A 26,946-nucleotide genomic window follows, 5' to 3' on the forward strand; every position below is an offset into this window, starting at 1 on the left:
TTCCGCGCCCGGGAGCTCGACCTTGGCGCCCAGCTCGACGAGCTTGCTCATGCTGCGTCTACCCGGGGGATAACCCCCGGACCCCCAGCCGGGGCCCGGGGCGGGGCTCAGGCGGTCTCTTCCGCGCCCGGGAGCTCGACCTTGGCGCCCAGCTCGACGAGCTTGCTCATGCTGCGTCTACCCGGGGGATAACCCCCGGACCCCCAGCCGGGGCCCGCGGCGGGGCTCAGGCGGTCTCTTCCGCGCCCGGGAGCTCCACCTTGGCACCCAGCTCGACCAACTTGCTCATGAAATTCTCGTAGCCGCGGTTGATCAGGTCGATGCCGTGGACCCGGGACGTGCCCTGGGCGGCCAGGGCCGCGATGAGGTACGAGAAGCCGCCGCGCAGGTCGGGGATGACCAGGTCGGCGCCCTGGAGCCGGGTCGGGCCCGACACGACCGCCGAGTGCAGGAAGTTCCGCTGACCGAAGCGGCAGGCGGAGCCGCCCAGGCACTCGCGGTAGAGCTGGATGTGCGCGCCCATCTGGTTGAGCGCGGAGGTGAAGCCCAGGCGCGACTCGTACACCGTCTCGTGGACGATGGACAGCCCGGAGGCCTGGGTCAGGGCCACGACCAGGGGCTGCTGCCAGTCGGTCTGGAAGCCGGGGTGGACGTCCGTCTCCAGGGCGATGGCGTTGAGCTTGCCGCCCGGGTGCCAGAACCGTATGCCCTCGTCGTCGATGTCGAACGCGCCGCCGACCTTGCGATACGTGTTCAGGAAGGTCATCATCTCGCGCTGGCTGGCGCCGCGCACATAGATGCTGCCCTCGGTCGCGAGCGCCGCGCTCGCCCAGGAGGCGGCCTCCAGGCGGTCCGGCAGGGCGCGGTGGTTGTAGCCGCCGAGCTTGTCGACGCCGGTGATCCGGATCGTGCGGTCGGTGTCCATGGAGATGATCGCGCCCATTTTCTGAAGGACGCAGATCAGGTCTTCGATCTCCGGCTCGACGGCCGCGTTGGAGAGCTCCGTCACCCCTTCGGCGAGCACCGCCGTCAGCAGCACCTGCTCGGTGGAGCCGACCGACGGGTACGGCAGGCGGATCTTGGCGCCGCGCAGCCGCTGCGGGGCCTCCAGGTACTGGCCGTCCGCCCGCTTCTCGATCGTGGCGCCGAACTGGCGCAGCACGTCGAAGTGGAAGTCGATCGGCCGGCCGCCGATGTCACAGCCGCCCAGGCCCGGGATGAAGGCGTGGCCGAGGCGGTGCAGCAGCGGGCCGCAGAAGAGGATGGGGATGCGCGAGGAGCCCGCGTGCGCGTCGATGTCGGCGACGTTCGCGCTCTCCACGTGGGTGGGGTCCAGCACCAGCTCGCCGGCCTCGTCACCCGGGCGTACCGTGACGCCGTGCAGCTGGAGCAGCCCGCGCACCACCCGCACGTCGCGGATGTCGGGGACGTTGCGCAGCCGGCTCGGCCCACTGCCGAGCAGCGCGGCGACCATGGCCTTGGGCACGAGGTTCTTCGCGCCGCGGACACGGATCTCGCCTTCGAGCGGGGTGCCGCCGTGGACGAGCAGGACATCGTTCGAGCGGGTCATCTGGTCTCGCGTTCCTGGGACGGTCAGGGCCAAAAGGCAAGAGTAATAGCCGAGGAGAGCGCCTCCGCATGCCCGAGGCGCCCACGGAACCGACATGAATGTGTCACAACACGTTCGGTTCAGATCAGAAAACGGACGGTTACGTGCGCCGTTCTTGCTGTCGTACGCCCCGACCTGCACTCACTCGGGACTCGTCTTCCACTCCCCCTCCGGGGCAAACATGCGGGATCATGTGTCCATGACCGAGGTGTCCTCGCTCACAGGACGGCTGCTAGTCGCGACACCGGCGCTGGCGGACCCGAACTTCGACCGCGCGGTGGTGCTCCTCCTCGACCACGACGAGGAGGGGTCGCTGGGCGTTGTGCTCAACCGCCCGACCCCGGTGGGGGTCGGCGACATCCTGGAGTCCTGGGCCGCGCTGGCCGGGGAGCCGGGGGTGGTGTTCCAGGGCGGCCCGGTGTCGCTGGACTCCGCGCTGGGGGTCGCCGTGGTCCCCGGCGAGGCCGGGAGAGCCGCCTCCTCGGTGACCGAGGACGGGCCGCTCGGCTGGCGCCGGGTGCACGGCGCGATCGGGCTCGTCGACCTGGAGGCGCCGCCCGAGCTGCTGGCCGCCGCCGTCGGCTCGCTGCGGATCTTCGCGGGCTACGCCGGGTGGGGGCCCGGGCAGCTGGAGGACGAGCTGTCCGACGGCGCGTGGTACGTCGTGGAGTCCGAGCCGGGCGATGTCTCCTCGCCCGCCCCGGAGCGGCTGTGGCGGGCGGTGCTGCGCCGCCAGCGCAGCGAACTGGCGATGGTCGCCACCTATCCCGACGACCCCTCGCTCAACTAGGCGCGGTGCGTGCCGGGTGGCGGCGACACCGGTCGATGCCGCGGGAGGCGCTGATCCGTCGTTCGCTCCGCGCGTGAGTACCCTAGGGCTGTATGAGCACTCTTGAGCCCGAGCGCGGGGCAGGCACGGGGACCCTCGTAGAGCCGACACCTCAGGTGTCGCACGGTGACGGCGACCACGAGCGCTACGCCCATTACGTACAGAAGGACAAGATCATGGAGAGCGCGCTCTCCGGATCTCCGGTGGTGGCACTCTGCGGCAAGGTCTGGGTCCCGGGCCGCGACCCGAAGAAGTACCCGGTCTGTCCCATGTGCAAGGAGATCTTCGACGGCATGGGCGCCGGTGGCGACAAGGGCAAGGACGGCGACAAGAAGTAGCCCACCGGCCCTGCGCCCCGGCGCCACCCGCCGGAGCCCCCCGCGCGCGACACGCCCGGCCCGCGCCCCCTCATCCGGGGGCCGCGGGCCGGGCGTGCCGTGCCGTGTGGGTCCATATGTTTTCTGTGTCCGCATGGAGCGCGGTCATATTTGGCATATGCCGCGCACCTCGCGGAGTACCGCCTCGGCGGCGCGGACCGCGCCGCTAGGGTCGCCCCATGAGCGGGCGCGGGGAGAGCGGTGCCGAGCGGGCGGCCTACCTGGTCTTCGGCGCACGAGAGATCGACGAACCAGGCGAGCCCGAGACGGAAGCGGCGGGCGGGTACCGCCAGTTCGAGAAGGACTGGGACGCCCAGCTTGACCGGTGCGCGCGGCTGGCCGCCGAGCGCGGCTACCGGCCGGCGGGCAGCTGTGTCGTCTCGGCCGCGCAGCCCACCCTGCCCAGGCTGCTGGAGTGGGCGGACGAGCCGGGCTGTGAGATCGTGCTGGTCGCCGGGCGCGGGGTGCTGGAGCGGATACGGAGCTGCTGGCCGGACTGGGGGCAGGTGGTGGTCCGACTGGCGGCGGCGGGAGCCCGGGTGGAGGCCGTGCCGGATCCCGAACCGGATGGCCCGGGCGGGCAGTTGCCGGGCGGCTGAGCACGGGGTCGTGCGGGCAGCGGAACGTTACAAAAGGCGTAAAAGGTCGCGAACATCCGCGAAAGGACGCGTCTCGCCCATGAACTCGACGGACCTGATCCCGGCGCCCCACAGCGCGTACGAGCCGCTGTCCGACGCCCGATACCCCCTGGACCACCGGACCCTGCTGGACGCCGGCCCCGGCACCGAGGGCGCCGCGCGCTGGCTGAGGGCCACCGTCGGCGCCGCGACCGGACTGCCGCTCGCGCCCGGGGAGGCCGACGACAACCGCGTCGTGCTGCGCATCGACCCCGGGATCGGGCACCGGCTCGGCCCCGAGGGCTATCGCATCGCCGTCGACGGCCATGCGATCAGGGTCGACGGCGGCGGCCCGGCCGGCGTCTTCTGGGCCGCGCAGACCCTCCGCCAACTGCTCGGCCCCGACGCCTTCCGGCGGGCACCGATCGCGGCCCGGGCGGAGTGGACGGTGCCCTGCGGGGTGATCGAGGACGCCCCGCGCTTCGGCTGGCGCGGCCTGATGCTGGACGTGGCGCGGCACTTCATGCCCAAGGGCGATCTCCTCGCGTACCTCGACCTCATGGCCGCGCACAAGCTCAATGTGCTGCATCTGCACCTGACCGACGACCAGGGCTGGCGCCTGGAGATCCGCCGCTACCCCAGGCTCACCGAGGTCGGCTCCTGGCGCGAGCGCACCAAATTCGGACACCGCGACTCACCGCTGTGGGACGAGCGCCCGCACGGCGGCCACTACACCCAGGACGACATCCGCGAGATCGTCGCGTACGCCGCCGAGCGGCACATCACCGTCGTCCCGGAGATCGACATCCCCGGGCACTCGCAGGCCGCCATCGCCGCGTACCCGGAGCTGGGCAACGCCGACGCCGTCGACACCGCCTCCCTCGGCGTCTGGACGACCTGGGGCGTCAATCCGAACGTACTCTCACCCGCCGACACCACGCTGCGCTTCTACGAGAACGTCCTCGAGGAGGTCCTGGAGCTCTTCCCGGGCCCCTTCGTCCACATCGGCGGCGACGAGTGCCCCGAGGAGCAGTGGCGAGCCTCCCCGGCCGCCCAGGCCCGGATCCGGGAGCTGGGCCTGGCCGACGAGGACGAGCTCCAGAGCTGGTTCGTGGGCCACTTCGGCCACTGGCTCGCCGAGCGCGGCCGCCGCCTGATCGGCTGGGACGAGATCCTGGAGGGGACCGCCCTGGAGGCCGACCCGCCGGAAGGCGTCACGGCCGCGACAAAGGAGGCCGTCGGCGCGACCGGCCTGGCAGAGGGTGCCGTCGTGTCCTCCTGGCGCGGCTACGCGGGCGGCATCGCGGCCGCCCGCGCCGGCCACGACGTCGTCATGTGTCCCAAGCAGCAGGTCTACTTCGACTACCGCCAGGCGCCCGGCGACGACGAGCCGGTCCCCATCGGCTACGTGCGCACCCTGGAGGATGTCTACCGCTTCGAGCCGGTTCCCCCCGAGCTCACCGGCGCGGAGGCGGAGCGCGTGCTCGGCGCCCAGGCGAACGTCTGGACGGAGGTGCTGGAGGACCGGCGGCGCGTCGACTATCAGACATTCCCCCGCCTCGCCGCCTTCGCCGAAGCCGTGTGGTCGCCTCTCCCGCCCCCGCTCGAACGGGACTTCGCGGGCTTCCAGGCGCGCATGACGGCCCACTACGCGCGCCTGGACGCGCTCGGCGTGGACTACCGGCCCCCCGGCGGCCCGCTCCCCTGGCAGCGGCGCCCCGGTGTATCCGGACGTCCGATCGACGGGTCGCCCCCGATCGTGTGAGGCGCGCCGGAAGGTACGCCCCCCGGCGGCGCGCCCCTGGGACCGTGGTCCCCCGGCGCAACCCCAAGTCGCACAAGGGTCCCTGAAACGTGGCAATCCACACCTGGCGGAGACGTCGCCCGAAACCCGTACCATCCCCCTGGTCGGGGACGGATCCATGCTTCACGGACCCTCGCGACGGCGGACTCGGAAGATGTGCCAGAGTTGCCACGTCCGGGCTGTCAGCACGTACCGTACGGCGCAACAGCCGGGACACCGGGGAAGGGGCAGCTGGGTTGACCACGCACGCACCGCAGGCGGCGCACACGGTGACGTTGCCGAGCACGCTCGACGAGGCCGTGGCGGCGCTGGCCGCCATGCCCGCCGCCGTGCCCGTCGCGGGCGGAACCGATCTGATGGCCGCCGTCAACTCCGGGCTGCTGCGGCCCGCCGCGCTCGTCGGCCTCGGCCGGATCAGCGAGATCCGCGGCTGGCGCTACCTGGACGGGCACGCCCTGCTGGGCGCCGGACTGTCCCACGCGCGCATGGGCCGCCCCGACTTCGCCGCGCTCATCCCGGCGCTGGCCGCCGCGGCGCGCGCCGCCGGGCCGCCGCAGATCCGCAACGCCGGCACCCTCGGCGGCAACATCGTCACCGCCGCCCCCACGGGCGACGCGCTGCCGGTGCTCGCCGCGCTGGAGGCCACGGTCATCATCGCCGGGCCCGAGGGGGCGCGCCGCGAGATCCCGGTCAGCCATCTGCTGGCCGGGGTCGAGATGCTGCGGCCGGGCGAACTCGTCGGGTTCGTGCGGGTGCCGATCCTGCACGCCCCCCAGGCGTTCCTCAAGGCCACCGGGCGCACCGGCCCGGGCCGGGCCACGGCCTCGTGCGCCGTTGTGCTGGACCCGGCGCGGCGGGGGGTGCGCTGCGCGGTCGGCGCGGTCGCGCCCATGCCGCTGCGGCCGCTGGAGGCCGAGCGCTGGGTGGCCTCGCTGATCGACTGGGACGGCGACCGGGGGCGTCTCGACCCGCAGGTGAGCGCGGCTTTCGGGGAGTACGTCGCCGCCGCCTGCATTCCCGACCCGGCTCCAACGGCGGACGGCTCCGAGCCGGTGCCCCTGCCGCCCGCCGCCATCCATCTGAGGCGTACGGTGGCAGCTCTGGCCCGCCGAGCATTGGGGAGGGCACTCGCGTGAGTGACGAACAGCAGCCGCACCGGCCGGAACCGGGGAGCGGGTGGCAGCCGATGCCGCACGGCCCCGAGTACGACGCGGAGGCCACCGCGTTCGTGCAGCTGCCACCCGACCACTCGCACCACGACCCGGCCGCCCTCGCGGGCGGCGGGTGGGACCCGCTCGCGGCCCCCGGCACCGGCTACACCCCGCCGCCCATGACGGGCGCGCCCGGCGCGCCCTCGCAGGGCGGCCAGTGGCAGCCGACGGCCCACGCGCCCGGAGCGCCCGCCGACCAGTCGGGGACCGGGCACTGGACCATGCCGGTGGATGCCGGCGCCGATGCCTCAGGACAGTGGGCGCAGCCCGGCGCGGGCGGGAACGGCGACTCGGGCGAGTACGCCTACGGGGAACACCAGAACCCGCACGCCCAGCACTCCCCGCACGATCAGTGGCAGCCGCAGCAGCCGGGCCGGACCGGCCAGTGGACGATCCCGTTCGCCGCCGACGACGGCGTCGACGAGACCGGCGTGTACCCGGTGAACGACCAGGCGGCCGCGGCCCAGTGGCCCGTGCCCGAGGCCGCGGCCAACGGCCAGTGGACGATCCCGGCCGCGGCCGACGACGGCGTCGACGAGACCGGCGAATACCGGGTCGACGAGCACCCCGGCCCGGCGACGCGCCCGTACGGCGGGCCGGACACCGCGCAGGACACCGCGCAGTGGACGACGCCCTTCGCGGACGGCGCGCCCGGGCAGCACCCGCAGCAGCCGGGCCGGACCGGTCAGTGGCCGGTTCCGGCGGCCGGTGACAACGGAGCCGGGGGCGCCGACGATTCGGGCGAGTACGCGCTCGGCGACCACGCCGTCCGCAGCGGCCCCGCGCCCGCGGCCCCGCCGGCGAGCCGCGGCCCCGCCCGGCGGCGGCTGAGGCTGCCCGGCGGCGCCGATGTGCCCGTCGGACACCCTGGCGCACCCACCCCGGCGGGGGGCTCCGAGGTGCCCGAGGTGGACGACTGGCCCGAGGAGTTGACGCACGGCGCCCAGAGCGCCGCCTCCGCGGCCGGACACACGGCCCAGGCGACCCCGCCGCACGGCGTGGCGCCCGTCGGCGGCCGCGGCGGATTCGCAGACGACGCTTACGACGGCTACGACGGTTACGGCGCCCAGGACGGCCCGGTGGGCGGTGGCGCGGTCGGCGTCGACGACCACACCGGCCCGGGGACCCCGCCGCACGGCGTGGCGCCCGTGGGCGGCCGTGGCGGATTCGCAGACGACGCTTACGAGGCTTACGACGGTTACGACGCCGAGGACCACGCGGGCCGGGCGACCCCGCCGCACGGCGTAGCGGCCGCCGCCCCCGAGGCCCCCCAGGCCCCCGTGGCGGACGAGGCCCCCCATGCCCCGGCGGAGCCCGACCCCGGACAGGACGCCGAATCGGCCGAGTTGGCGCCGGACGGCCACGGCGCGCCCCTGGCCGAGGAGACGGCCCCAGAGGTCGCCGAGCCGGACACACCGGAAGCGCAGGCCACGGCGGACACCCTGGACGCACCGGAAGCTCTGGAGGCACCGAACCAGGCCGCACCCGAGGCCGCCGACGCCGCCGAGACCCTCCAGACCGACAGCGAGCACCCCAGCGCCTCCTACGTCCTGCACGTCAACGGCGCCGACCGCCCCGTCACCGACGCCTGGATCGGGGAGTCCCTGCTCTACGTGCTGCGCGAGCGCCTGGGCCTGGCCGGGGCCAAGGACGGCTGCTCGCAGGGCGAGTGCGGCGCCTGCTCCGTCCAGGTCGACGGTCGGCTGGTGGCCTCGTGCCTGGTGCCCGCCGCGACCGCCGCGGGCTGTGAGGTCCGTACGGTCGAGGGCCTGGCCGTGGACGGGCAGCCCTCGGACGTGCAGCGCGCGCTGGCCGCCTGCGGGGCGGTGCAGTGCGGGTTCTGCGTACCCGGGATGGCCATGACCGTGCACGACCTGCTGGAGGGCAACCACTCCCCGACCGACCTCCAGACCCGGCAGGCGATCAGCGGCAACCTGTGCCGCTGCTCCGGCTACCGCGGGGTGGTCGACGCGGTCCGCGAGGTCGTCGAGGCCCGGGAGGCGGCGGCCGCGGCCGCCGCGGAGGAGGACGAGGCGGCGGACGGCGGGCAGGAAGCCGCCGCCCGCATCCCGCACCAGGCGGGCCCGCCGGGGATGAACGGCACCGGCGACGGCGGCTTCGACGGCAGCGGCAGCGGCACGGGCAGTGGGAGGGCTACGGCATGACTGGAATCGCGGACGGCACCGGCGCCGCCACCGCAACCCCCGCCGCCGGAGTCCCCCTCACGCCCAAGGAGCCGCCGGTCATCGGCCTCGGGGTGTCGCTGGAGCCCGTCGACGCGGCGGCCAAGACCTCCGGCACCTTCCCGTACGCCGCCGACCTGTGGGCCGAGGGGCTGCTGTGGGCCGCCGTGCTGCGCTCCCCGCATCCGCACGCCCGCATCGTCTCCATCGACACCGCGCCCGCCGCCCAGATGCCGGGCGTCCGGGCCGTGGTGACCCACGCCGACGTGCCGGGCGACGCCGCGCACGGCCGCCGCGTCGCCGACCGCCCCGTCTTCGCCAAGGACCTGGTCCGCCACCACGGCGAGCCGATCGCCGCGGTCGCCGCCGACCACCCCGACACCGCCCGGCTGGCCGCCGCCGCCATCGCCGTCGAGTACGAGGTGCTGGAGCCGGTCACCGACCCCGAGCAGGCGTTCGCCGCCGAGCCGCTGCACCCCGACGGCAATCTGGTCCGCCACATCCCGCTGCGCTTCGGCGACCCCGACGTCGTCGGCGAGGTCATCGCCGAGGGCCTGTACCGGATCGGCCGTCAGGACCCGGCGCCCATCGGCGCCGAGGCGGGCCTGGCCGTGCCGCGCCCCGACGGCGGCGTGGAGATCTACACCGCCTCCACCGACCCGCACGCCGACCGCGACCTGGCCGCCGCCTGTTTCGGCCTGGAGCCGGAGCGGGTCAAGGTCGTGGTCACCGGCGTGCCGGGCGCCATGGGCGAGCGCGAGGACCCCGGCATGCAGCTGCCGCTCGGCCTGCTCGCGCTGCGCACCGGCCACCCGGTCAAGCTCGCCGCGACCCGCGAGGAGTCCTTCCTCGGCCACGCCCACCGCCACCCCACCCTGCTGCGCTACCGTCACCACGCCGACGCCGAGGGCAAGTTGGTGAAGGTCGAGGCGCAGATCCTGCTGGACGCGGGCGCGTACGCGGACTCCTCCGGGGACGCGCTGGCCGCCGCGGTCTCCTTCGCCTGCGGCCCGTACGTCGTGCCGCACGCGTTCATCGAGGGCTGGGCGGTGCGCACCAACAACCCGCCGTCCGGCCATGTGCGCGGCGAGGGCGCCATGCAGGTGTGCGCCGCGTACGAGGGCCAGATGGACAAGCTGGCGGCGAAGCTGGGCCTCGACCCGGCCGAGATCCGGCTGCGCAACGCCATGGCCACCGGCGATCTGCTGCCCACCGGCCAGACCGTCACCTGCCCGGCCCCGGTCGCCGAACTGCTGCGCGCCGTACGGGACACCCCGCTGCCCCCGCTCCCCAAGGACGACCCCGAGGAGGAGTGGCTGCTGCCCGGCGGCCCCGAGGGCGCGGGCGAGCCGGGCGCGGTGCGGCGCGGCGTCGGCTACGCCCTGGGCATGGTGCACATGCTCGGCGCCGAGGGCGCCGACGAGGTCTCCACCGCCACGGTCAAGGTCACCGGCTCGGTGGCCACCGTCATCTGCGCGGCCGTCGAGACCGGCCAGGGCTTCACCACCCTGGCCCGACAGATCGTCCAGGAGGTCCTCGGCATCGAGGAGGTGCACGTCGCCCCGGTCGACACCGACCAGCCCCCGGCCGGGCCCGCGGCGCGCGGCCGCCACACCTGGGTGTCGGGCGGCGCGGTCGAGCGGGCCGCGAAGATGGTCCGCACCCAGCTGCTCCAGCCGCTCGCGCACAAGTTCGGCATGTCGACGGAGCTGCTGACCATCGCCGACGGCAAGATCACCTCGTACGACGGGGTGCTCAGCACCACCGTCGACGAGGCCCTGGAGGGCAAGGAGCTCTGGGCCACCGCCCAGTGCCGCCCGCACCCCACCGAGCCGCTGGACGAGACCGGCCAGGGCGACGCCTTCGTCGGCCTCGCCTTCTGCGCGATCCGCGCCGTGGTCGACGTCGACATCGAGATCGGCGCGGTGCGCGTGGTGGACATGACGGTCGCCCAGGACGTGGGCCGGGTGCTCAACCCCCGCCAGCTGGCGGCCCGGATCGAGGCGGGCGTCGCCCAGGGCATCGGCGCGGCCCTCACCGAGAACCTCCGCACCTCCCGCGGCGTGATCCGCCACCCCGACCTCACCGGCTACACCCTGCCGACCGCCGTGGACGTCCCCGACATCCACATCGTCAAACTCGTCGAGGAGCGGGACGTGGTCGCCCCCTTCGGCGCCAAGGCCGCCAGCGCGGTGCCCGTCGTCACCACCCCGGCGGCGGTGGCCTCGGCCGTCCGCTCGGCGACCGCCCGCCCGGTCAACAGGCTGCCGATCCGGCCCCAGGCGGCGGTCGTCAACACGACCTGATCACCAGGGGGGTGGGCTGTTGAGCGCGCGCATCCTGGTCGCCGAGGACGACGAGAAACAGGCGCGGCTGATCCGGATCTATCTGGAGCGGGAGGGGAACGCCGTTCAGACGGTCCACGACGGCCGCTCGGCGATCGACCGCGCCAGGACCACCCGCCCCGACCTCATCGTGCTCGATGTGATGATGCCGCAGGTCGACGGCCTGGACGTGTGCCGCATCCTGCGCACCGAGTCCCAGGTGCCGATCCTGCTGCTGACCGCGCGCGCCACGGAGGAGGACATGCTCCTCGGGCTCGACCTCGGCGCCGACGACTACATGACCAAGCCCTACAGCCCCCGGGAGCTGACCGCCCGCGTCCGGGCCCTGCTGCGGCGGTCCAGGGCCGCCACGGGGGAGCCGGCGGTCATCCGGACCGGCGCGCTGGAGATCGACACCGCGCGCTACGAGGTGCGGCTGGCGGGCGAGGTGATCGCGCTGACCGGTAAGGAGTTCGCCATCCTCGCCCTGCTGGCGGGCGAGCCGGGGCGCGCCTTCACCCGGGCGCAGATCGTCGACCGGGTCTTCGGCTTCGAGCAGAACGTACTGGAGCGCACCGTGGACGCGCATGTGATGAACCTGCGCCGCAAGCTGGAGCGCGGGCCCGGAGCGCCCCGCATGGTGGAGACCGTCTACGGGCGCGGATACCGGCTGGCGGACCAGGGCCCGGTCCCTGAGCCGGACCCGGGCCCCGTGCGGTGAGCTTCCGGCTGCGGGCGCTCGCCCTCGTCATGCTGCTCGTGATCGCAGCCACCGCGGCCACCGCCTGGCTGACGCTGCGCCAGGCCACCCGGCAGGCGAACGAGACGGCCGCCGCGGACCGGGCCGACATCAACCGGGTCACCGGCGAACTGCGCCAGTACGGACTGCGGCACGGCACCTGGGACGGCGTCGCATCCGCCGTGCGCGAGCTGGCCACCGACACCGGGCAGCGCATCCGGGTCACCGGCACGACCGGCTCCGGTGCCCCGCTGGCCGACTCGGACTTCCTGACGGGCCATGAGCCCCGCAAGACCGGCCCGGGTGCCCCGCTCCTGGTGGACCCGCGCCCCGAACTGCGGCTGCCCGACGGGCTGGTCCCGCTGGCGGCGGCCAAGCTCACCGTGACCGCGATCGCCAACTACCGCTCCGGGACGGCGTACGCGGCATGTCTGACCCGCGACGGCTTCGAGGTGACGGTCGGGCGGGACGATTACGGCGTGCCCACGTACTCGGCCGGCCGGAAGACGGGAGGCGGCGGCACACCGGCGTCGCGCGGGTCCTGCCCGCGGCCCAAGCCGTCAGCGGCCCAGTACGCCCGGTACGACACGGCCGCGCGGCCCTGCCTGTCCGCCACGGGCGAGGGCATCACCCCGTGCCTCCAGCGGGTCTTCGCCGAGCAGATCAGCGACGCCGCCCCGCCGCCGCTCCAAGTCCGCCTCGGCGCCCTCGACGAGCCGCCGTCCGCCCTCGCCGCCGCGCCCGCGGTCACGGCGGCCGTGGCCGTCGCCGTGGCGGCCATCCTCGGCGCGTTGCTGCTCAGCCGGACGGTGCTCCGCCCCGTCAGCGCCCTGACCGCGGCCTCCCGCGGCCTCGGCGAGGGCGACCTGGCCCGGCGGGTGCCCGTGACCGGCCGGGACGAGATCGCCGAACTCGGCCGGTCCTTCAACCGCATGGCCGAGTCACTTCAGGTCAGCGAGGAGCGCCAGCGCAGGCTCGTCGGCGACGTCGCGCACGAACTGCGCACCCCGCTGGCCAATCTGCGCGGCTATCTGGAGGCGCTGCGCGACGGCGTCGTCGACCCGGAACCCGAGCTGCTGGACTCGCTCCACGAGGAGGTCCTGCTCCAGCAGCGGATCGTCGACGACCTCCAGGATCTGGCGCTCGCCGAGGCCGGAGCCCTCACGTACCACCGCGAGTACATCTCCTTGAGCGAACTGCTGGACACCTGCCGCACCGCCCACCGGGCCCGGGCCGAGCGCGCCGGGGTCGCCCTCACCGTCGAGACGCCGCCCGGCGACCCGGTGTACGCGCACGCCGACGCGGACCGGCTGCGGCAGGCCGTCGGCAACCTGGTGAGCAACGCCGTACGGGCCACCGCGCCCGGCGGCACCGTCCGGCTGTCCCTGGCGCGCGGTGACGCGCGGGCCGTGGTGCGGGTGGGCGACACCGGGCACGGCATCCCCGCCGAGCAGCTGCCGCACGTCTTCGACCGCTTCTGGCGGGCCGACGCCGCGCGGGGGAGGGCCACCGGCGGCAGCGGGCTCGGGCTGTCCATCGTCCGCCAGATCGTGCAGGACCATCAGGGGACGGTCGGTGTGGAGAGCGAGGTCGGCGCCGGCACGACGTTCACCATCGAGCTCCCCACGGCCGCCGCCCACTAGTTTGCGGTGAGTTTGCGGTGAGTATGGGACAGTGACACGCCGTAGCGTCGGCGTGTCGCTGTCCCGTACTCACCGCAACCCAGGCTTCGGGCGCTCCACTCAGGACCCGGCGAGCGCCTGGGTCGGGGCCAGCCGCCCGGCCCGTATCGCCGGATACAGCCCGGCCAGCGCCCCGATGGCCAGCGTCACCCCGACCCCGGCCGCGGTGGCCCACAGCGGCACCTCGGTCGGCCAGCCCCGCACCCCCGCGTACACGGCCGTGATGCCCGTGCCCAGCACGGCCCCGGCCGCCCCGCCCAGCGCGCACAGCAGCAGCGACTCGGTGACGAACTGCCCCCGGATCTGCCCGCTGGTGGCGCCCAGCGCCCTGCGCAGCCCGATCTCCGGGCGGCGCTCCAGCACGGAGATGACCATGGTGTTGCCCACCCCCACGCCCCCCACGAGCAGCGCGACCCCGCCGAGCCCCAGGAGCAGCCCGGTCAGCGCCGACTCGGCCGCCTCGCGCGCGGCCAGCGCGTCGGAGGGCCGCGAGACCACCACCTGGTCCGGGTGCTCGGGGTTCGCGGTCGCCGCGAGCACGTCGCGTACGGCCGTCACCCGGCTGTCCTCGGTGCGGACGTACACGGTCGACGGGTGGCCGTCGAACCCCAGATACCGCTGGGCAGCGGGCCAGCCGACCAGCGCCGCCTGGTCGATCTCGGGCGCCAGCGGCACCCGGTCCACCACGCCCACCACCGAGAACCAGGTGCCGCCCAGCCACACCCGGGTGCCCGGGGCCGCCACATCCAGCCGCCGGGCCGCCTTCCAACCGAGCACCACCCCGGGGTACTCGGCGGTGGCCGAGTCCAGCCACCTGCCCGTACGGACCTTCCCGCCCACCGCCCCCAGCAGCCGCGGCTCGGCCGCGAGCACCTCGATGCTGGCGGTGCGCCCGCTGGGGATGTACTCGTTCCGGTAGACCTTGGCGTCCTCGACGGCGCCCGTCGCCGCGACCTGTCGCACCGGTCCGATGCGCCTGATCATCGTCGTGGCCTCCTCGGGCAGCCGGGCGCTCCCGCCCTGCGCGCCCTGGCCGCCCTGGCCGCCCTGACCGGGCACGACGCGCAGGAGGTTGGTGCCCAGCCGGTCGATCCTGCGGTCCACCTCGGCGCGCCCGGACATGGAGATCCCGACGACCGCGAGCATCGCGGCCACGCCGATCGCGATGCCGAGCGCGGACAGGAGCACGCGCAGCGGCCGGGTACGCAGCCCGGTGCCGCCCAGGCGGACGAAGTCCGCGGGCCGCAGCCGGGCCGGCCGTAGCGGTCGGGGCGAGGCCGCCCGCCGCCGGCTCACGGCCGCCTCCCGGAGGAAGCCGCGTCGCCTGCGTCCGCAGCGGCTGACGGCGTTGCCGGGGGTGCCGCGCGCGCCGCGCGGGCAGTGCCCGCCGGACTCGCATCGCCCGCCACAGCGCCCACCGGGTGGGCCGCGCCTGCCGGGCCTGCCGCGCCCACAGCACCCGCCGGGCTCGCCGCGCCCACAGCACCCACAGCACCCGCCGCACCGGCCGCACCGGCCGCACCGGCCGCACCCGCCAGGGGTGCCGCGCGCGCGGCGCGGGCAGTGCCCGCCGGGCTCGCCGCGCCTGCCGCAACCGTCCCGCGTGCCACACCCGCCCCGCGTGCCGCAACCGTCCCGCTGTCGGCGACGATGCGCCCGTCGCGGACCTCAACCCGCCGGTCCAGCGCCGCGGCCAGCTCCCGGTCGTGGGTGATCACCACCACCGTCGTACCGACCGCGTGCAGTTCCCGCAGCAGCTCCAGCACCGCCGCGCCCGAGGCCGAGTCGAGATTGCCGGTCGGCTCGTCGGCCAGCAGCAGCGCGGGTTCCCCGACCACCGCCCGGGCCACGGCGGCCCGTTGGCGTTCTCCGCCCGACAACTGGTGGGGCAGATGGCCGGAGCGGTGGCCAAGGCCCACCCGGGCCAGCGCCTCCGCGGCCCTGCGGCGGCGCTCCCGCAAGGACACGCCTGCGTAGAGCAGCCCGTCGGCCACCGTGTCCAGGACCGGCACCCCGACCGCCAGGTGGAACTGCTGGAACACAAAGCCGATCCGCTGCGCCCGCAGCGCGGAGAGCTCCCGGTCGGACAGCCGGGCCACGTCGTGGCCGTCGATCGTGACCCGCCCGGCGGTCGGCCGGTCGAGCGTGCCCATGAGGTGCAGCAGGCTCGACTTCCCGGAGCCGGACGGGCCGACGACGGCGACCAGTTCCCCGGAGTGGATCAGCAGATCCGCGTCACGGACCGCCGTGACCCCGCCAGGGTAGGTTCTGGTCACCCCCTCGAAGACGACGACGGGCCTCATCCGGGGATCCTCACCTTCATGCCCTCGCGCACGGCGGACCCGCTGACCTCGACCTTGCCGTTCGCGAACAGACCGGTCTCGACGGCGACGAAGCGCCCGCCCTTCTTGCCGCCGCTGCCGTCGCCGTCGGCGAGTTCGAGCCCGTGGCCGCCCTCGGCGAGCGCCACCAGCGCGGCCACCGGCACGGTCAGGACGTTCTCGCGCTTGCGGCCGACATAGCGGACGGTCACCGGCGAACTGTCCAGCCGCCCCAGCGCCTTCTGGTCGCCGATGCGGATGAGCACGGGAACGGTGGCGCTCTTCGCCCCGCCCCCGCTGCCGCTCCCGGCCCCGCCTCCGTCGCCGCCCTCGGCCCCCGCGCCGCTCCCCGCGCCCTGCGACGCCGGGGAGGCGTCCTGGCCGACCTCGGCCACGCGCCCCTTGACCGCACGCCCGCCCGGCAGCTCGACGGTCACCTGACGGCCCCGCTCCGCCCAGCCGGTGTCCCCGGCCGACGCCTCGACGGTCACCACCCGGGAGGTGCTGGTGTAGCTCAGCACGTCCCCCGTGGCCTGGCCCCCCACCCGCCCGCTCGTGCGCGCGACCCGGATCGGGCCGGGTACGTACGCCACGTCCCCGATGCCCACCTTGCCGGTCCTGGGCCTGCCCAGGTCCTTCTGCCAGCGCTTGACCGCGTCGGCGGTCAGCTCCGAGTACGTGTCGTCCACGGTGAAGCCGGAGTAGCCGAGCGCGGCCAGGTTGGACTCGAACTGCCGGACGTCCAGCCCCCGGAGGGGCCGGTCCTCGTCCTCGCCGACCGCCAGCTCCCGGTACATCGGCAGATCCCCGTAGAGCAGTACGACGGGCCGCTCGTCCACCCGCAGCAGCGTCCCGCCGCGCGCCACGGTCTTCTCCGGCTTCGGCAGCCAGGTGATGGTCCCCTCCGCCCGCACCTGGAAGGGCACCTCGGCCCCGTGGTCCAGCGTCCCGTCGACCTCCGTCTCGTCGACGAGCGTGCCCCGCGTGACCCGCACCGTCCCGCCCTCGCGCCCGGAGTCCGGCCCGCCGGACCCCGGACCGTCCTCCCCGCCGCCGAGCCCCAGCGCGCCGACCACCGCCACGGCGGTGACCACCATGGCCCCGGCTCCCACGAGTACGGACCTGCGCCCGACGCCCATCAGCCCTTGCCCTTGCCGGGGTCGGCCGGGGCCCCGATGATCGGCGCACAGGTGCGGATGGCCCGCTTGGCGCCCGCCGAGGTCTGGTCCCACATCTTCTCGTCGAAGTAGCCCTCGTCGCCGGTGTCCGGGAAGTCCGGGGCCCCGTTCTCCTGCATGCAGGCCGAGTAGCGCTTCTTGGTCGCGATCTCCTTGGCGGACAGCTCCGGGCGCGTCTCCTTCTCCAGCTCCTCGGGCACCGGGAGCGAATACTCCGAGCACTTCTCCTGTGCCGCGCGGAACTTCGGGTCCGCCTTCAACTCCCGGACATCGCCGTACTCGATGCGCCCCTTCGCATCGGGGTCGGGGACGTCGAGCCCCTTGCCCCGCAGGCACTCGGCGTACTTGCGCTGCCCCTCGACGTACCGCGCGACCTCGCCGTCACCCGCCTTGGACCCGCCGGACGAGCGCTTGCCGCTCCGGGCCGAGGCCACCTCGTCCCCGTCCCCGCCGCCCCCACCGCACCCGGCCAGCCCCAGTGCCACCACCGACACCACCACGGCGGGCCACGCCCGGGCCGCGAACCGCCGACGCGCACATGCCTTCATGGACACAGATCCCTCAATCGCTCGTGACCGCCCGGCCGCCGGTGCGGCAGGGCGGGCTCGAACGTATGAGGGGCCCTATGAAGAACCTATGAAGAAGCCATCAAGAACCGATCCCGGAGCGTGGTCACCAGATGTCCGGGGTCGGGACCGCCTGGCCGAAGTCGCCCGTCCGCAGCGCGTCGGTGGGGATCGCCCAGTGCATCCAGCCGCCGTCGCCGCCGATGGCCCACTCGTCGTGCGAGGACAGCTGAAGCAGATGGTGGTAGCGGGTCGGGTCCTTGCCGAACGGCACCATCGGCGAGCTGCCGGTGGGGAACCGGGGCCAGCCGAAGGCGATGTCCTCGGAATCGAGCGCGCCCGGCCGCCGCGACCACTCGGTGAGCCGATTCTCCACATAGTCGCCGGGCATGGCCCTGGCCATGTCGTCGGCGTCGGGCCCCACATCGAAGCCGTTCCAGGCCGGGTCCCAGGTGTCGGGGAAGGCGAACCCTGGCGTCGCCGCCCACGGAATCGGCTCGAAGACGCTGGACCGGGCGGGCGGGGCCGTCTCGGCGGCGTGCGCGGAGCGGGCCGCGATCACGCTGCTCACCTCCACCTCGTAGTGGCCGTATTTGGACATCAGATCGTAGGAAGCGGGGTCGCACTGCTCGGATTCGGCGTCGAGGAAGAAGAAGTTGAGCAGTCCCGTCCCGGCGGGGAGGACATCGCCGAGCCAGGGGGCCAGGGCGTCGGTGTCGAGGACGGCGATCAGGCTCAGCGGAAAGCCGTCACAGGTCGGCCACGGCGTGCCCGGTTCGAGCATCGCGCGGCCCCCGAACCGGCTGTGTCCGGCGACCTCCCCGGGACTCTCGGCCTCGGTGAGCGCGAAGCCGGGCCGGGCGAGTTCGACGAAGCGGGCGGCGAGCTCCGGGCCGAGGCGGTCGGCGCTGAAGTCGCGCAGGGCGGAGAGTGTGCTCTCGGGATCCATGGCCGCAGTCAAACACCCGACTCCGACAGGCTGGCGTCCCGGCGGCGCGAACGCTTATCGCTCCGCCCGACAAGTAGGGGGTGAGACCGTCCACTTCGGCGGTCGGAGACGGAGGCCCTGTGATCAGGGAAGTACATACCGACGCGGACGACGAGCTGCTGCTGCGCTCGCAGCGGGACCCGACGGCGTTCGAGCCGCTGGTGACCCGCCACTCGGCGGCGCTGCACGGCTATCTCGTACGGCGCGCCCCGGGCGCGGCGGACGACCTGCTCTCGGAGCTGTGGCTGCGCGCGTACGCGGGCCGGCACGGGTTCGACGCGGCGCGCGGGACGGCCAGAGCCTGGCTGTTCGGGGTGGCCCGACACGTCCTGGCGGCGCACTGGCGACGGCTGGAGACGGAGGCGCCGCCGGGCTCGGCGCAGTTCGCGGAGGGCATCGCCAGCGACCCGTGGCAGGCCGTCGACCAGCGGCTGGACGCCGCGGCGGTCGCGCCGGTGCTGCGCCACGCGCTGACCAAGCTGCCCGCCGTCGAACGGGAGTTGGTGCTGCTCATCGCATGGGAGCAGCTCACCCCCACCGAGGCCGCCTCGGTCGTCGGCGTCCCCCCGGGCACCGCCCGCTCCCGGCTGCACCGCGCCCGTACCCGGCTGCGCGAGCGGCTCGGCGCCCTCGTCTCCGCCACCCGGATGTCCAAGACAGGAGAGTCCGCATGACCCGCACCGACACCTTCAGCAGCGACCACCTCGACTTCCCCGGAGCGGAGACCCTGATGGCCGCCGGCCGGGTGGCGCCGCCGAAAGCCGAAACGGTGGCGGCGGCGCAGGCCGCCCTCCGCGCGGCGATCGAGCGGGACACCGAGGCCGCCGCCGTCACCCCGTCGGCCGCGCGCCCTCGCCGCCGTGCGGGCCTCGCCAGGCTGTTCTTCCGCCCCCGCGTCGTGGTCACGGCGCTGGCCGCGGCCGTCGCCGCCGGCGTCGTCGTGTACCCGGCCCTCACGGAGTCCGACAGCGCACCGGCGCAGCCCCCGCAGGCCGCCTCGGCCAAGGCGTTCCTCAACGACATGGCACAGGTCGCGGCCTCCGCCCCCGCCACCAAGGCCCCGTACTGGAAGACCACCCTCAACCTCACCGTCCCGGCGGACGGCGAGAAGGAGAGCACCCACACCAGGTATCTGGACCGGAAGGGGAAGACCACCGAGGTGAACCCGGACGGATCCTCCAAGGTCGCCTTCACGGCCCGCGCGTACACCGTCGGCGACCGGAGCCTCGACTGGAACCAGCTCGACAAGCTCCCCACCGACCCCAAGGCTCTCGCCTCGCTGCTGCCCTCCGCCAACTCCGCTGGCGGCAAGGCCAAGAGCACCTTCGACAATGCCACCGCCCTCCTCGGCGAGTCCCCGGCCGGCCCCGACCTGCGCGCCGGGCTCTACCGAGTCCTGGCCGGTCTCCCCGGCGTCGAGGTCGTCGGCCCCGCCAAGGACACCACCGGCCGCAGGGGCACGGCCCTGGAGTGGAACACCGCCTCCACCACCGTCCGCCTGATCATCAACCCCAAGACGGGAGACCTCCTGGAGGAGACGGAGACGGCCCCCAGGACCGGCGCCCTCCAGGCCCGCTACACCTACCTGGCCAACACCCCTGTGGACCACATCGCCTGACCCCCGACCGCTGACCGTGCCCGGGACTCAGGGCGCGGTCAGCGGAAGACCGGCGACCTGCCGGTGCACGGCCCCGGTGCTCGCCCACGTCGGCGCGGCGTGACCCACGGGCGGACGCGCCGCCCGTGAGAAAGTGCCCCATGCCGCCCTACCACCTGCGCTTCTTCTTCGAACCCGGCGTCTCGGACACCCCGCTGTGGCCGTACGACCTCGACAGCCCGTACGGCTACCCCTGCGAGCTGGAACGACTGCCGATCAGCCCGGCCACGCGAGCCGAATTGGAGAGGCTGTGCGAGTGGTACCAGTCGTCCATCGACTGGGATTACCCGCCGGATCCGTCTCCGTGGCCCGCAGAGGAACGGGAGCTGTTCAGGCGGCAGTCGGACGCGGCATTGGGCGCCCTGCGCCGTGAGTTGGGCGACGGTTGGACGGTCGAGGACCGACGCTGACCGTCGAGGGGGGCTCCCGCCCCAGACCACAGGCGTCAAGATCCGCCGGACAGGGCCCAAGTAGGATCAGGGCCATGCCCCTGAGCATGAGCGACGTGGATCGGTTCGAGGCCGCGAGGCCCCGTCTGGAAGCCATCGCCTACCGCCTCCTCGGCTCCGCGAGCGAGGCCGAGGACGCCGTGCAGGACACGTTCCTGCGCTGGCAGGCCGCCGACGTCGACCGCGTGGAGGTCCCCGAGGCCTGGCTGACGAAGGTCCTCACCAACCTGTGCCTCAACCAGCTCACCTCGGCCCGCGCGCGGCGCGAGACCTACGTGGGCCGATGGCTCCCCGAGCCGCTGCTCGGCGGGGACGCGATGCTCGGCCCCGCCGACACCGCCGAGCAGCGCGAATCGGTCTCGTACGCGGTCCTCACCCTCATGGAGCGCCTGTCTCCCAACGAGCGGGCGGTGTACGTGCTGCGGGAGGCCTTCGACTACCCGCACCGGGAGATCGCCGCGATCCTCGACATCACCGAGGCATCCAGCCAGCAGATCTTCCACCGCGCCAAGAAGCACGTCGCGGCCGGCCAGGCCCGTACCGAGGTCGACGAGGCCGCCGCCCGGCGGATCGTCGAGGAGTTCCTCGCGGCCGCCACCAGCGGCCGGCCCGAGCCCCTCGTGCGGCTGCTCACCCAGGACGCCATCGCGGTCGGCGACGGCGGCGGGAAGGTCCCGGCCCGCGCCAAGGCGTTCGAGGGCGCCCTCGCGGTCGCGAAGTTCATGTGGGGCCTGTTCAAACCCAGCAAGGCCAAGCGCGACTTCGCCGGCGGCTCAGCCGAGATCTACGCCACGACCGCCAACGGCGACCCCGCCATTGTGGCGGTCGTCGACGGCCGGGTCGTCGGCGTCGCGTGCCTGGAGGTCACCGCCGAGGGCATTGCCGCGTTCCGCAACCAGGTCAACCCCGACAAGCTCGAGCGCGCGACCGAGCAGTGGGCGGCCGTCGACCACGGGGAACCCCTGTTCCACGCCTTCTGACCCGGTGTGAGGTGCTTCACATCGCGTTCCTGTCAGGAAACGGCGGGCCGCCCGGTTCAAGGGGCGACTCGCTGAAGAACGACAGGAACAGACAGGAGCACGGACATGCAGCACCGCATCATCGTCCTCGGAGCCGGCTACACCGGAGCCATCGCCGCCGGACGCCTCGCCAAGCGGCTGCACCGCGAGGACGTCGCCATCACCCTCGTCAACGCCGAGCCCGACTTCGTCGAGCGTGTCCGGATGCACCAACTGGCGGTCGGCCAGGACCTCAGGCTCCGGCCCTTCGACGAGATGTTCGCGGGCACGGGCGTCGAACTGAAACTCGCGAAGGTCACCGGTGTCGACGTCGACCGCAAGACTGTCGCCGTCCGTGACGTCCTCGACGCGAACGGCGTCGAGGAACTGGAGTACGACACCCTCGTCTACGCCCTCGGCAGCGGCTGGAACGACCAGGGCGTCCCCGGCGCCGCCGAGCACGCCCACGAGATCGCCGGCCGCCCCGGAGCGCTCCAACTGCGCGAGCGCCTGGCGCGCCTGGGCGCCGGACAGCCCGTAGTCGTCGTCGGCGGTGGCCTCACCGGCCTGGAGGCCGCGACCGAGATCGCCGAGGCCCGCCGGGACCTCGCCGTCGTCCTCGCCGCCCGCGGCGGCCTCGGCGACTGGCTCTCGCCCAAGGGCCGCCGGCACGTCCGGAAGGTCTTCGACAAGCTCGGCATCACCGTGCACGAGCACACCGCCGTCACCGGCGTCGAGGCCGACCGCGTCGCCACCGCCGACGGCAAGGCCATCCCGGCCGCGCTCACCGTGTGGACCACCGGCTTCGCGGTCCACCCGATCGCGCAGGCCACCACCCTGGAGACCACCGGCACCGGCCAGATCGTGGTCGACGGGACCATGCGCTCGGTCTCGCACCCGGACGTGTACGCCATCGGTGACGCGGCCATGGCGATGGGCCCCGGCGACAAGCCGCTGCGGATGTCGTGCGCCTCGGGCACCCCCACCGCCTGGCAGGCCGCGGACGCCATCGCGGCACGCCTGACCGGCGGGAAGCTCCCGAACGCGCCGCTCCGCTACTTCAACCAGTGCATCTCGCTGGGCCGCAAGGAAGGCCTGATCCAGTACGTCACCGCCGACGACCGCGCCGTCCGGTCGGCCCTGACCGGACGGTTCGCCGCCGTCTACAAGGAGCTGGTCTGCAAAGGCGCGGCCTGGGGTGTCGCCAACCCGATGCTTGGGATGCCGACCCGGCGTCGCCGCGTCGTGCGGGAGCGGGCCCGGGCGGGATCGGCCGTCTGAAGGAGGGTCTGAAGGAGCACGCTACGGCGATCCGGTGGTGGTGGCGTGGACGAGGCTGTGCTCGATCCGGCTCAGGACGTCGATGGCCTCGGTCTGCTGGTCCGGGGTCAGGCTGTCGGCGACGGAGCTCTCGAGCTCGGCCCAGACCTCCTCGACCTGGCGGCGCAGGGCGAGGCTGGCGGTGGTGGGTTCGACGATGGTGACGCGTTTGTCCGTGGTGGAGGGGGAGCGGCGGACGAAGCCGGCGTGTTCGAGGCGCCGGATCGTGCGGGTCATGGTGGCCGCGTCGGAGCCGAGCAGGCGCACCAGGTCGGTCTGGCGCTGGGGGCCGAGGTCCCACAGCTGCATCATGACCAGTTCCTGGCCGGGGTGGAGGCCGACGCGGCGCAGCAGCTGCGCGGCGAGCATGCGGTGCAGCCGGGCGACGCGGAAGATCGCGTGGGTCATGGCACCGGCCTGGACGGAGGGCGGCATCGTCATCTCGGCCGTTGCCGCGGTTTCGGCGGCGGCCGACTGGCTGCCGGACTGGCTGCCGGACGTGTCCTTCGGCTGACTCATACGTCCCTCGCTGCGATGTGTAGCTGCTCGAGCAGGTACGAGCCTATCGCGCGCGCTGCCGATACGACGGTGAGCCCATATGTGCTGGAGATCGCGGTAAAGCGGGGTGTGTGGTGACGCAGGTCACAACTTTGCGGGAATGCCCTGCTGAGATTTACTTGTTCGGACAGCTAATGGCGTCACGCCCCGTGGCGCCCCTCCGTGAACAAGGAATGTGATCATGGCGACGGCATTCGACCCGTACGACCTGGGCGGCAAGCCCCTGGCCAACCGCATCGTGATGGCCCCGATGACCCGCAGCCGCGCATACGGCCCCGGGGGGACTCCGACGGACCTGATGGCGACCTACTACGCGCAGCGGGCCGGCGCCGGGCTGATCGTCACCGAGGGCACCCAGCCGTCGGTGGTCGGCCAGGGCTACCCCGACACCCCGGGCCTGCACTCCACCGAGCAGGTCGAGGCCTGGCGCAAGGTGACCGACGCCGTGCACGACGAAGGCGGGGTGATCTTCGCGCAGCTGATGCACACCGGCCGTATCGGCCACCCCAGCCTGCTGCCGGACGGCCAGCTGCCGGTCGGCCCCTCCGCGGTGGCGCCGCAGGGGCAGGTGTTCACCCACGAGGGCCCCAAGGACTTCGTCACCCCCAAGGAGCTGACCGAGGCCGAGATCACCCGGACCATCGACGAATTCGCCGTCGCGGCGCGCAACGCGGTCGCCGCCGGGTTCGACGGCGTGGAGATCCACGGCGCCAACGGCTACCTGGTCCACCAGTTCCTCGCCCCCAACGCCAACCGGCGCACCGACGCCTGGGGCGGCTCGGTCGACGGCCGTATCCGCTTCGCCGTCGAGGTGGCGACCGCGGTGGCCCAGGCCATCGGCGGCGAGAAGGTGGGCTTCCGTATCTCGCCCGGCAACCCCTACAACGACATCGCCGAGGACGGCATCCAGGAGACCTACGGCGCCCTGGTGGCACGGCTGGCCCCGCTGGGCCTCGCCTATCTGCACCAGATGGAGGCCCCGGGCGTCCGTGACCTGACCCTCCGCCTGCGCAAGGAGTGGCCCGGCACCTTCATCCTCAACCCGTTCACCGGCACCGACCCGACCGGCCCGGACGAGCTGGGTCTTGTGGAGGACGGCATCGCGGACCTGATCGCCTACGGCGCGCTCTACCTGGCCAACCCCGACCTCCCGGCCCGCCTCGCCGCCGGCGGCCCGTTCAACACCCCCGACCGCGCCACCTCCTTCGGCGGCGACCACCGCGGCTACACCGACTACCCCGCCCTGGGCTGATACCTGCCCGAACAGCTAAGCGTGTCGCGTTGCGGCGGGCGCCCGCTGGGCGGTCAGCCCCAGGCGGAACACCCTCGGGCGCCCGCAGCCCGGCAGCACAGCAGGAGGTGGTCGTGAAGCAGCGGGTGTACGGCATCGTCAGTCGTCGGCGATGTGCTCGTGCAGGCGTTCAGAGAGGTCATCGCACCAGCCCTGGGCCCAGGTGCGCAAGGCGGCCGTATCAGCCTCGGGGAGGCCGTAGGCGGTGAATTCCTCGTCCTCGTATCACTCCGCACCGGCCAGACGGGTCTGAAGATCCTTGAGACAGAACTCGTCCCGTGCGTGACGGCGGCCGAGTGTCTCCAGGTCAGCGGTGGTGTAGTGACGGGAAGCGGCGTGGACGTCAATCAAGTCGCGGACGGCTCCGCGGTCCGCGAGGGCTCGCACCTTCGTTCCGATGACGTCGTCGAAGGCGAGGACGGGCCCGTACTCGGATGCCGTGGGCGAGCGCCAGAAGGCCTCCTTGAGGATGTCGACCTCGCACTGCTCACCGCTGGCAGGGTCCGTGACAACGAGGCGACCGGACAGCGGATCCGTGCCGATCTCCCTCACCTCCCAGCCGCGCGCGGTCAGCCCGGCAGTGACGGTGCGGGTGATTTCCTCCATGGGGGCAGGGTTCTCCGTCGCGACGTCGAGATCCTGGCTGAGCCGGTCGACCAGCCCGTGCGCCTGCACGGCGTACCCGCCGGTGATGACCAGTGGGTAGACGGCGCCGATGGCCAGGACGTCGGACAACAGGCGCCGGTGTAAGTCGCTGAGGTTCACGCCGCGGCTGCCGGGCGAGCAGCGGCCAGCTCGGAGAAGGCGGCCTCCCACACATCACGGATCGTGCGGCTGATCAGCATGCGAAGGACGGGCCATTGACCGATCAGGAGGTCCCGGTTCAGCAGGGCGATGAGGTCGTGGTGCTGCCCTTCGGCCAGCACCGTGCGGTACATGCTCATCCGCGACCGCGGCCTGTCAAGATCGAACCGCGTCAGCCCGGACCAGGCCACGTGCAACGGCAGCTGAACGGCACCATGCGCTGGTCCAGCCAGCTCGCTGAGTGAGCCGGGAAGCCTTCCCGCATAGCGCTGCCGCAGCACCTCTGCGGCAGGCAGTGGCGGTTCGGTGGCAGACATCGCGGACATGCGGACAAGTATTGCGTACTCGGGCAAGCGGCGAGGTCCCTGGGAATGCCGTGCAGGTTCAGCGAGAGCTTCGTTGTCGGTACCGGTCTGGGCGGCTGGCAATGGGATCTCCTGAGGAGGGGCGTCTACGCGGCGACGGCCGGGGCCTCGTTCGCCTCTCGGCAGTCGCGGCAGCAGCCGGGGCTGGGGGCGCGGAAGGCGCGGTCGCAGCCGTCGCAGTTCTGGAGGGGGACGACTGGCGGGCGCTGTGCGGGCTCGGCCGGCTGGTCCGCTGGGAGAGGTGGCGGGAGCAGCGCGGTGAGGCGGTGGGCGAGCAGGGCGGCGGGGTGGCGCAGGTCCGGCGGGAGGCCGGTGGCCAGGGTGCGGCGTACGGCGTCGGGGGTGGCGCCGCGCTCCAACCAGGCGGCCACGGCCGGGGCGAGGCGGTGTACGTCGCGCTCGGAGAGCAGTAACCGGTCGTCGTCGCGGCGCAGCGTGGCGAGCAGGGCGGCTGCGGTGCGGGTGCGCTCGGGCGCGGGCGCGGCGGGCTGGGGGAGGGGCGGCGGTGGTACGCGGTCGGGGTGAGGCTGCGGCGTGGGATCTACGTCTACGGCCGTGTTGGCGTCAGAGGCCGGGACGGGGGCCGGGTCAGGGTCGGCGTCGGGAGCGGCGCCGGTGCTGGCGTCGGTGCGGCTGCTGGTGCCGGACGGGGAGTCGCTGGTCTTCGGCTTCGGTGACTTCTGCAGCGACGGTACGGCCCGTAGGGGAGCGAGACGCGCGGCCTGTGCCTCGCGTTCGCGGCGGGCGCGGGTGGCCTCGGGGAAGTTGTACGAGAACGTCCGGGTGATGAACTGCCCTTGGGGCGTGCGCTCACGGACGCGCTCGATGTACCCGTGCGCCTCCAACTCCCGCAGCGCGGCGGCGATCTTAGCCCGGCCCTCCGGGAACTTCTCGGCGAGCGTCAGGATGTCCACCGGCGAGCCATCGGGCAGCGACAAGATGTGCGTGCCGAGGCCGATCGCGGTCAGGGAGAGGTCGTGGTGCTGGGAGAGATGGTGGCCGATGATCGTGTATTGGGCAGGCTGGTATTCACTCACTGAGGTAACTCCGCTGGCGGATCGACGAACCAGGAAACG

Annotated in this window: 23 protein-coding genes and 2 pseudogenes; 15 read left to right on the forward strand and 10 right to left on the reverse strand. The window is 73.6% G+C overall.

The annotated features are described in order from the left end of the window. Positions 1-226: 226 nt before the first annotated feature. Positions 227-1,570 (reverse strand): UDP-N-acetylglucosamine 1-carboxyvinyltransferase, encoded by a 1,344-nt coding sequence (murA, locus tag ACH4S9_RS00340; protein ID WP_358848383.1) that lies wholly within the window; start codon positions 1,568-1,570, stop codon positions 227-229. A gap of 238 nt (positions 1,571-1,808) precedes the next feature. Between murA and ACH4S9_RS00345 the strand changes: the two genes are divergently transcribed. From ACH4S9_RS00345 to ACH4S9_RS00385, 9 genes are all read left to right on the forward strand, one after another. Beyond that, complete coding sequence (locus ACH4S9_RS00345) at positions 1,809-2,399, forward strand: YqgE/AlgH family protein (protein ID WP_311727390.1); 591 nt, start codon at positions 1,809-1,811, stop codon at positions 2,397-2,399. Between the two features lie 92 nt (positions 2,400-2,491). Beyond that, a complete protein-coding gene (locus ACH4S9_RS00350; RefSeq protein ID WP_311727389.1) occupies positions 2,492-2,776 on the forward strand; it encodes a DUF3039 domain-containing protein in 285 nt (94 codons plus the stop codon). A gap of 218 nt (positions 2,777-2,994) precedes the next feature. After that, positions 2,995-3,414: a hypothetical protein gene (locus tag ACH4S9_RS00355; RefSeq protein WP_358848384.1), complete on the forward strand. Its 420-nt coding sequence runs from the start codon at positions 2,995-2,997 to the stop codon at positions 3,412-3,414. A gap of 79 nt (positions 3,415-3,493) precedes the next feature. Continuing rightward, entirely contained in the window at positions 3,494-5,197 is a 1,704-nt protein-coding gene (locus ACH4S9_RS00360; protein WP_398368883.1) for a beta-N-acetylhexosaminidase, read from the forward strand. A 275-nt stretch (positions 5,198-5,472) separates the two neighbouring features. Further along, the gene (locus ACH4S9_RS00365; RefSeq protein ID WP_311727386.1) at positions 5,473-6,372 is read left to right on the forward strand and encodes an FAD binding domain-containing protein; all 900 of its coding nucleotides are present in this window, start codon (positions 5,473-5,475) and stop codon (positions 6,370-6,372) included. Then, positions 6,369-8,612: a 2Fe-2S iron-sulfur cluster-binding protein gene (locus tag ACH4S9_RS00370; RefSeq protein ID WP_398368885.1), complete on the forward strand. Its 2,244-nt coding sequence runs from the start codon at positions 6,369-6,371 to the stop codon at positions 8,610-8,612. The genes ACH4S9_RS00365 and ACH4S9_RS00370 overlap by 4 nt, the downstream gene beginning before the upstream one ends. Then, positions 8,609-10,936: a molybdopterin cofactor-binding domain-containing protein gene (locus ACH4S9_RS00375; RefSeq protein ID WP_311727383.1), complete on the forward strand. Its 2,328-nt coding sequence runs from the start codon at positions 8,609-8,611 to the stop codon at positions 10,934-10,936. Before ACH4S9_RS00370 ends, ACH4S9_RS00375 begins: the two co-directional genes overlap by 4 nt. Before the next feature lie 19 nt (positions 10,937-10,955). Next, positions 10,956-11,675 carry a response regulator transcription factor gene (locus ACH4S9_RS00380; protein WP_398368888.1) on the forward strand — a complete coding sequence of 240 codons (720 nt, stop codon included), beginning with the start codon at positions 10,956-10,958 and terminating at the stop codon, positions 11,673-11,675. Further along, complete coding sequence (locus ACH4S9_RS00385; RefSeq protein WP_398368890.1) at positions 11,672-13,336, forward strand: sensor histidine kinase; 1,665 nt, start codon at positions 11,672-11,674, stop codon at positions 13,334-13,336. The genes ACH4S9_RS00380 and ACH4S9_RS00385 overlap by 4 nt, the downstream gene beginning before the upstream one ends. A gap of 99 nt (positions 13,337-13,435) precedes the next feature. Here the strand turns inward: ACH4S9_RS00385 and ACH4S9_RS00390 are convergent, their stop codons facing one another. From ACH4S9_RS00390 to ACH4S9_RS00410, 5 genes and pseudogenes are all read right to left on the reverse strand, one after another. Then, positions 13,436-14,671, reverse strand: a complete 1,236-nt coding sequence (locus ACH4S9_RS00390) for an ABC transporter permease (RefSeq protein ID WP_398368892.1) — start codon at positions 14,669-14,671, stop codon at positions 13,436-13,438. A gap of 311 nt (positions 14,672-14,982) precedes the next feature. Then, a pseudogene (locus tag ACH4S9_RS00395) lies at positions 14,983-15,678 on the reverse strand (ABC transporter ATP-binding protein); the annotation flags it as partial. Beyond that, positions 15,675-16,793 (reverse strand): peptidoglycan-binding domain-containing protein, encoded by a 1,119-nt coding sequence (locus ACH4S9_RS00400; protein WP_398368894.1) that lies wholly within the window; start codon positions 16,791-16,793, stop codon positions 15,675-15,677. The gene ACH4S9_RS00400 and the pseudogene ACH4S9_RS00395, both read right to left, overlap by 4 nt. Before the next feature lie 41 nt (positions 16,794-16,834). After that, entirely contained in the window at positions 16,835-17,422 is a 588-nt protein-coding gene (locus tag ACH4S9_RS00405; RefSeq protein WP_311727377.1) for a hypothetical protein, read from the reverse strand. Between the two features lie 124 nt (positions 17,423-17,546). Beyond that, positions 17,547-18,389: a DUF1963 domain-containing protein gene (locus ACH4S9_RS00410; RefSeq protein ID WP_398368896.1), complete on the reverse strand. Its 843-nt coding sequence runs from the start codon at positions 18,387-18,389 to the stop codon at positions 17,547-17,549. A 119-nt stretch (positions 18,390-18,508) separates the two neighbouring features. Here ACH4S9_RS00410 and ACH4S9_RS00415 point away from each other — a divergent pair, with 119 nt between their 5' ends. From ACH4S9_RS00415 to ACH4S9_RS00435, 5 genes are all read left to right on the forward strand, one after another. Beyond that, on the forward strand, positions 18,509-19,102 hold the full coding sequence (locus ACH4S9_RS00415; RefSeq protein ID WP_311727375.1) for an RNA polymerase sigma factor: 594 nt from the start codon (positions 18,509-18,511) through the stop codon (positions 19,100-19,102). Continuing rightward, on the forward strand, positions 19,099-20,046 hold the full coding sequence (locus ACH4S9_RS00420; RefSeq protein WP_398368899.1) for a CU044_5270 family protein: 948 nt from the start codon (positions 19,099-19,101) through the stop codon (positions 20,044-20,046). Before ACH4S9_RS00415 ends, ACH4S9_RS00420 begins: the two co-directional genes overlap by 4 nt. A 140-nt stretch (positions 20,047-20,186) precedes the next feature. Beyond that, a complete protein-coding gene (locus ACH4S9_RS00425; RefSeq protein ID WP_398368901.1) occupies positions 20,187-20,495 on the forward strand; it encodes a hypothetical protein in 309 nt (102 codons plus the stop codon). 74 nt (positions 20,496-20,569) lie between these two features. Beyond that, entirely contained in the window at positions 20,570-21,514 is a 945-nt protein-coding gene (sigJ, locus tag ACH4S9_RS00430; RefSeq protein ID WP_398368903.1) for an RNA polymerase sigma factor SigJ, read from the forward strand. 105 nt (positions 21,515-21,619) lie between these two features. After that, positions 21,620-22,813: an NAD(P)/FAD-dependent oxidoreductase gene (locus ACH4S9_RS00435; protein ID WP_398368905.1), complete on the forward strand. Its 1,194-nt coding sequence runs from the start codon at positions 21,620-21,622 to the stop codon at positions 22,811-22,813. A gap of 21 nt (positions 22,814-22,834) precedes the next feature. On the opposite strand, the gene ACH4S9_RS00440 is transcribed toward ACH4S9_RS00435, so the two are convergent. Beyond that, entirely contained in the window at positions 22,835-23,287 is a 453-nt protein-coding gene (locus ACH4S9_RS00440) for a MarR family winged helix-turn-helix transcriptional regulator (protein ID WP_398370469.1), read from the reverse strand. 304 nt (positions 23,288-23,591) lie between these two features. On the opposite strand from ACH4S9_RS00440, the gene ACH4S9_RS00445 reads away from it, so the two are divergent. Then, positions 23,592-24,662, forward strand: coding sequence for an alkene reductase (locus ACH4S9_RS00445; protein ID WP_398368907.1), 1,071 nt, complete (start codon positions 23,592-23,594; stop codon positions 24,660-24,662). Between the two features lie 138 nt (positions 24,663-24,800). Here the strand turns inward: ACH4S9_RS00445 and ACH4S9_RS00450 are convergent. The 3 genes and pseudogenes from ACH4S9_RS00450 to ACH4S9_RS00460 form a co-directional block, all read right to left on the reverse strand. Next, positions 24,801-25,466 (reverse strand): annotated as a pseudogene (locus ACH4S9_RS00450) (nucleotidyl transferase AbiEii/AbiGii toxin family protein). After that, complete coding sequence (locus tag ACH4S9_RS00455) at positions 25,463-25,822, reverse strand: hypothetical protein (protein WP_358844551.1); 360 nt, start codon at positions 25,820-25,822, stop codon at positions 25,463-25,465. Before ACH4S9_RS00455 ends, ACH4S9_RS00450 begins: the two are co-directional and overlap by 4 nt. A 134-nt stretch (positions 25,823-25,956) precedes the next feature. Further along, positions 25,957-26,907 carry a helix-turn-helix domain-containing protein gene (locus ACH4S9_RS00460; protein ID WP_385340283.1) on the reverse strand — a complete coding sequence of 317 codons (951 nt, stop codon included), beginning with the start codon at positions 26,905-26,907 and terminating at the stop codon, positions 25,957-25,959. Positions 26,908-26,946: the final 39 nt, after the last annotated feature.

Source organism: Streptomyces sp. NPDC021225, assembly GCF_044332865.1.
In the GTDB taxonomy this organism is placed as follows: Bacteria; Actinomycetota; Actinomycetes; order Streptomycetales; family Streptomycetaceae; genus Streptomyces.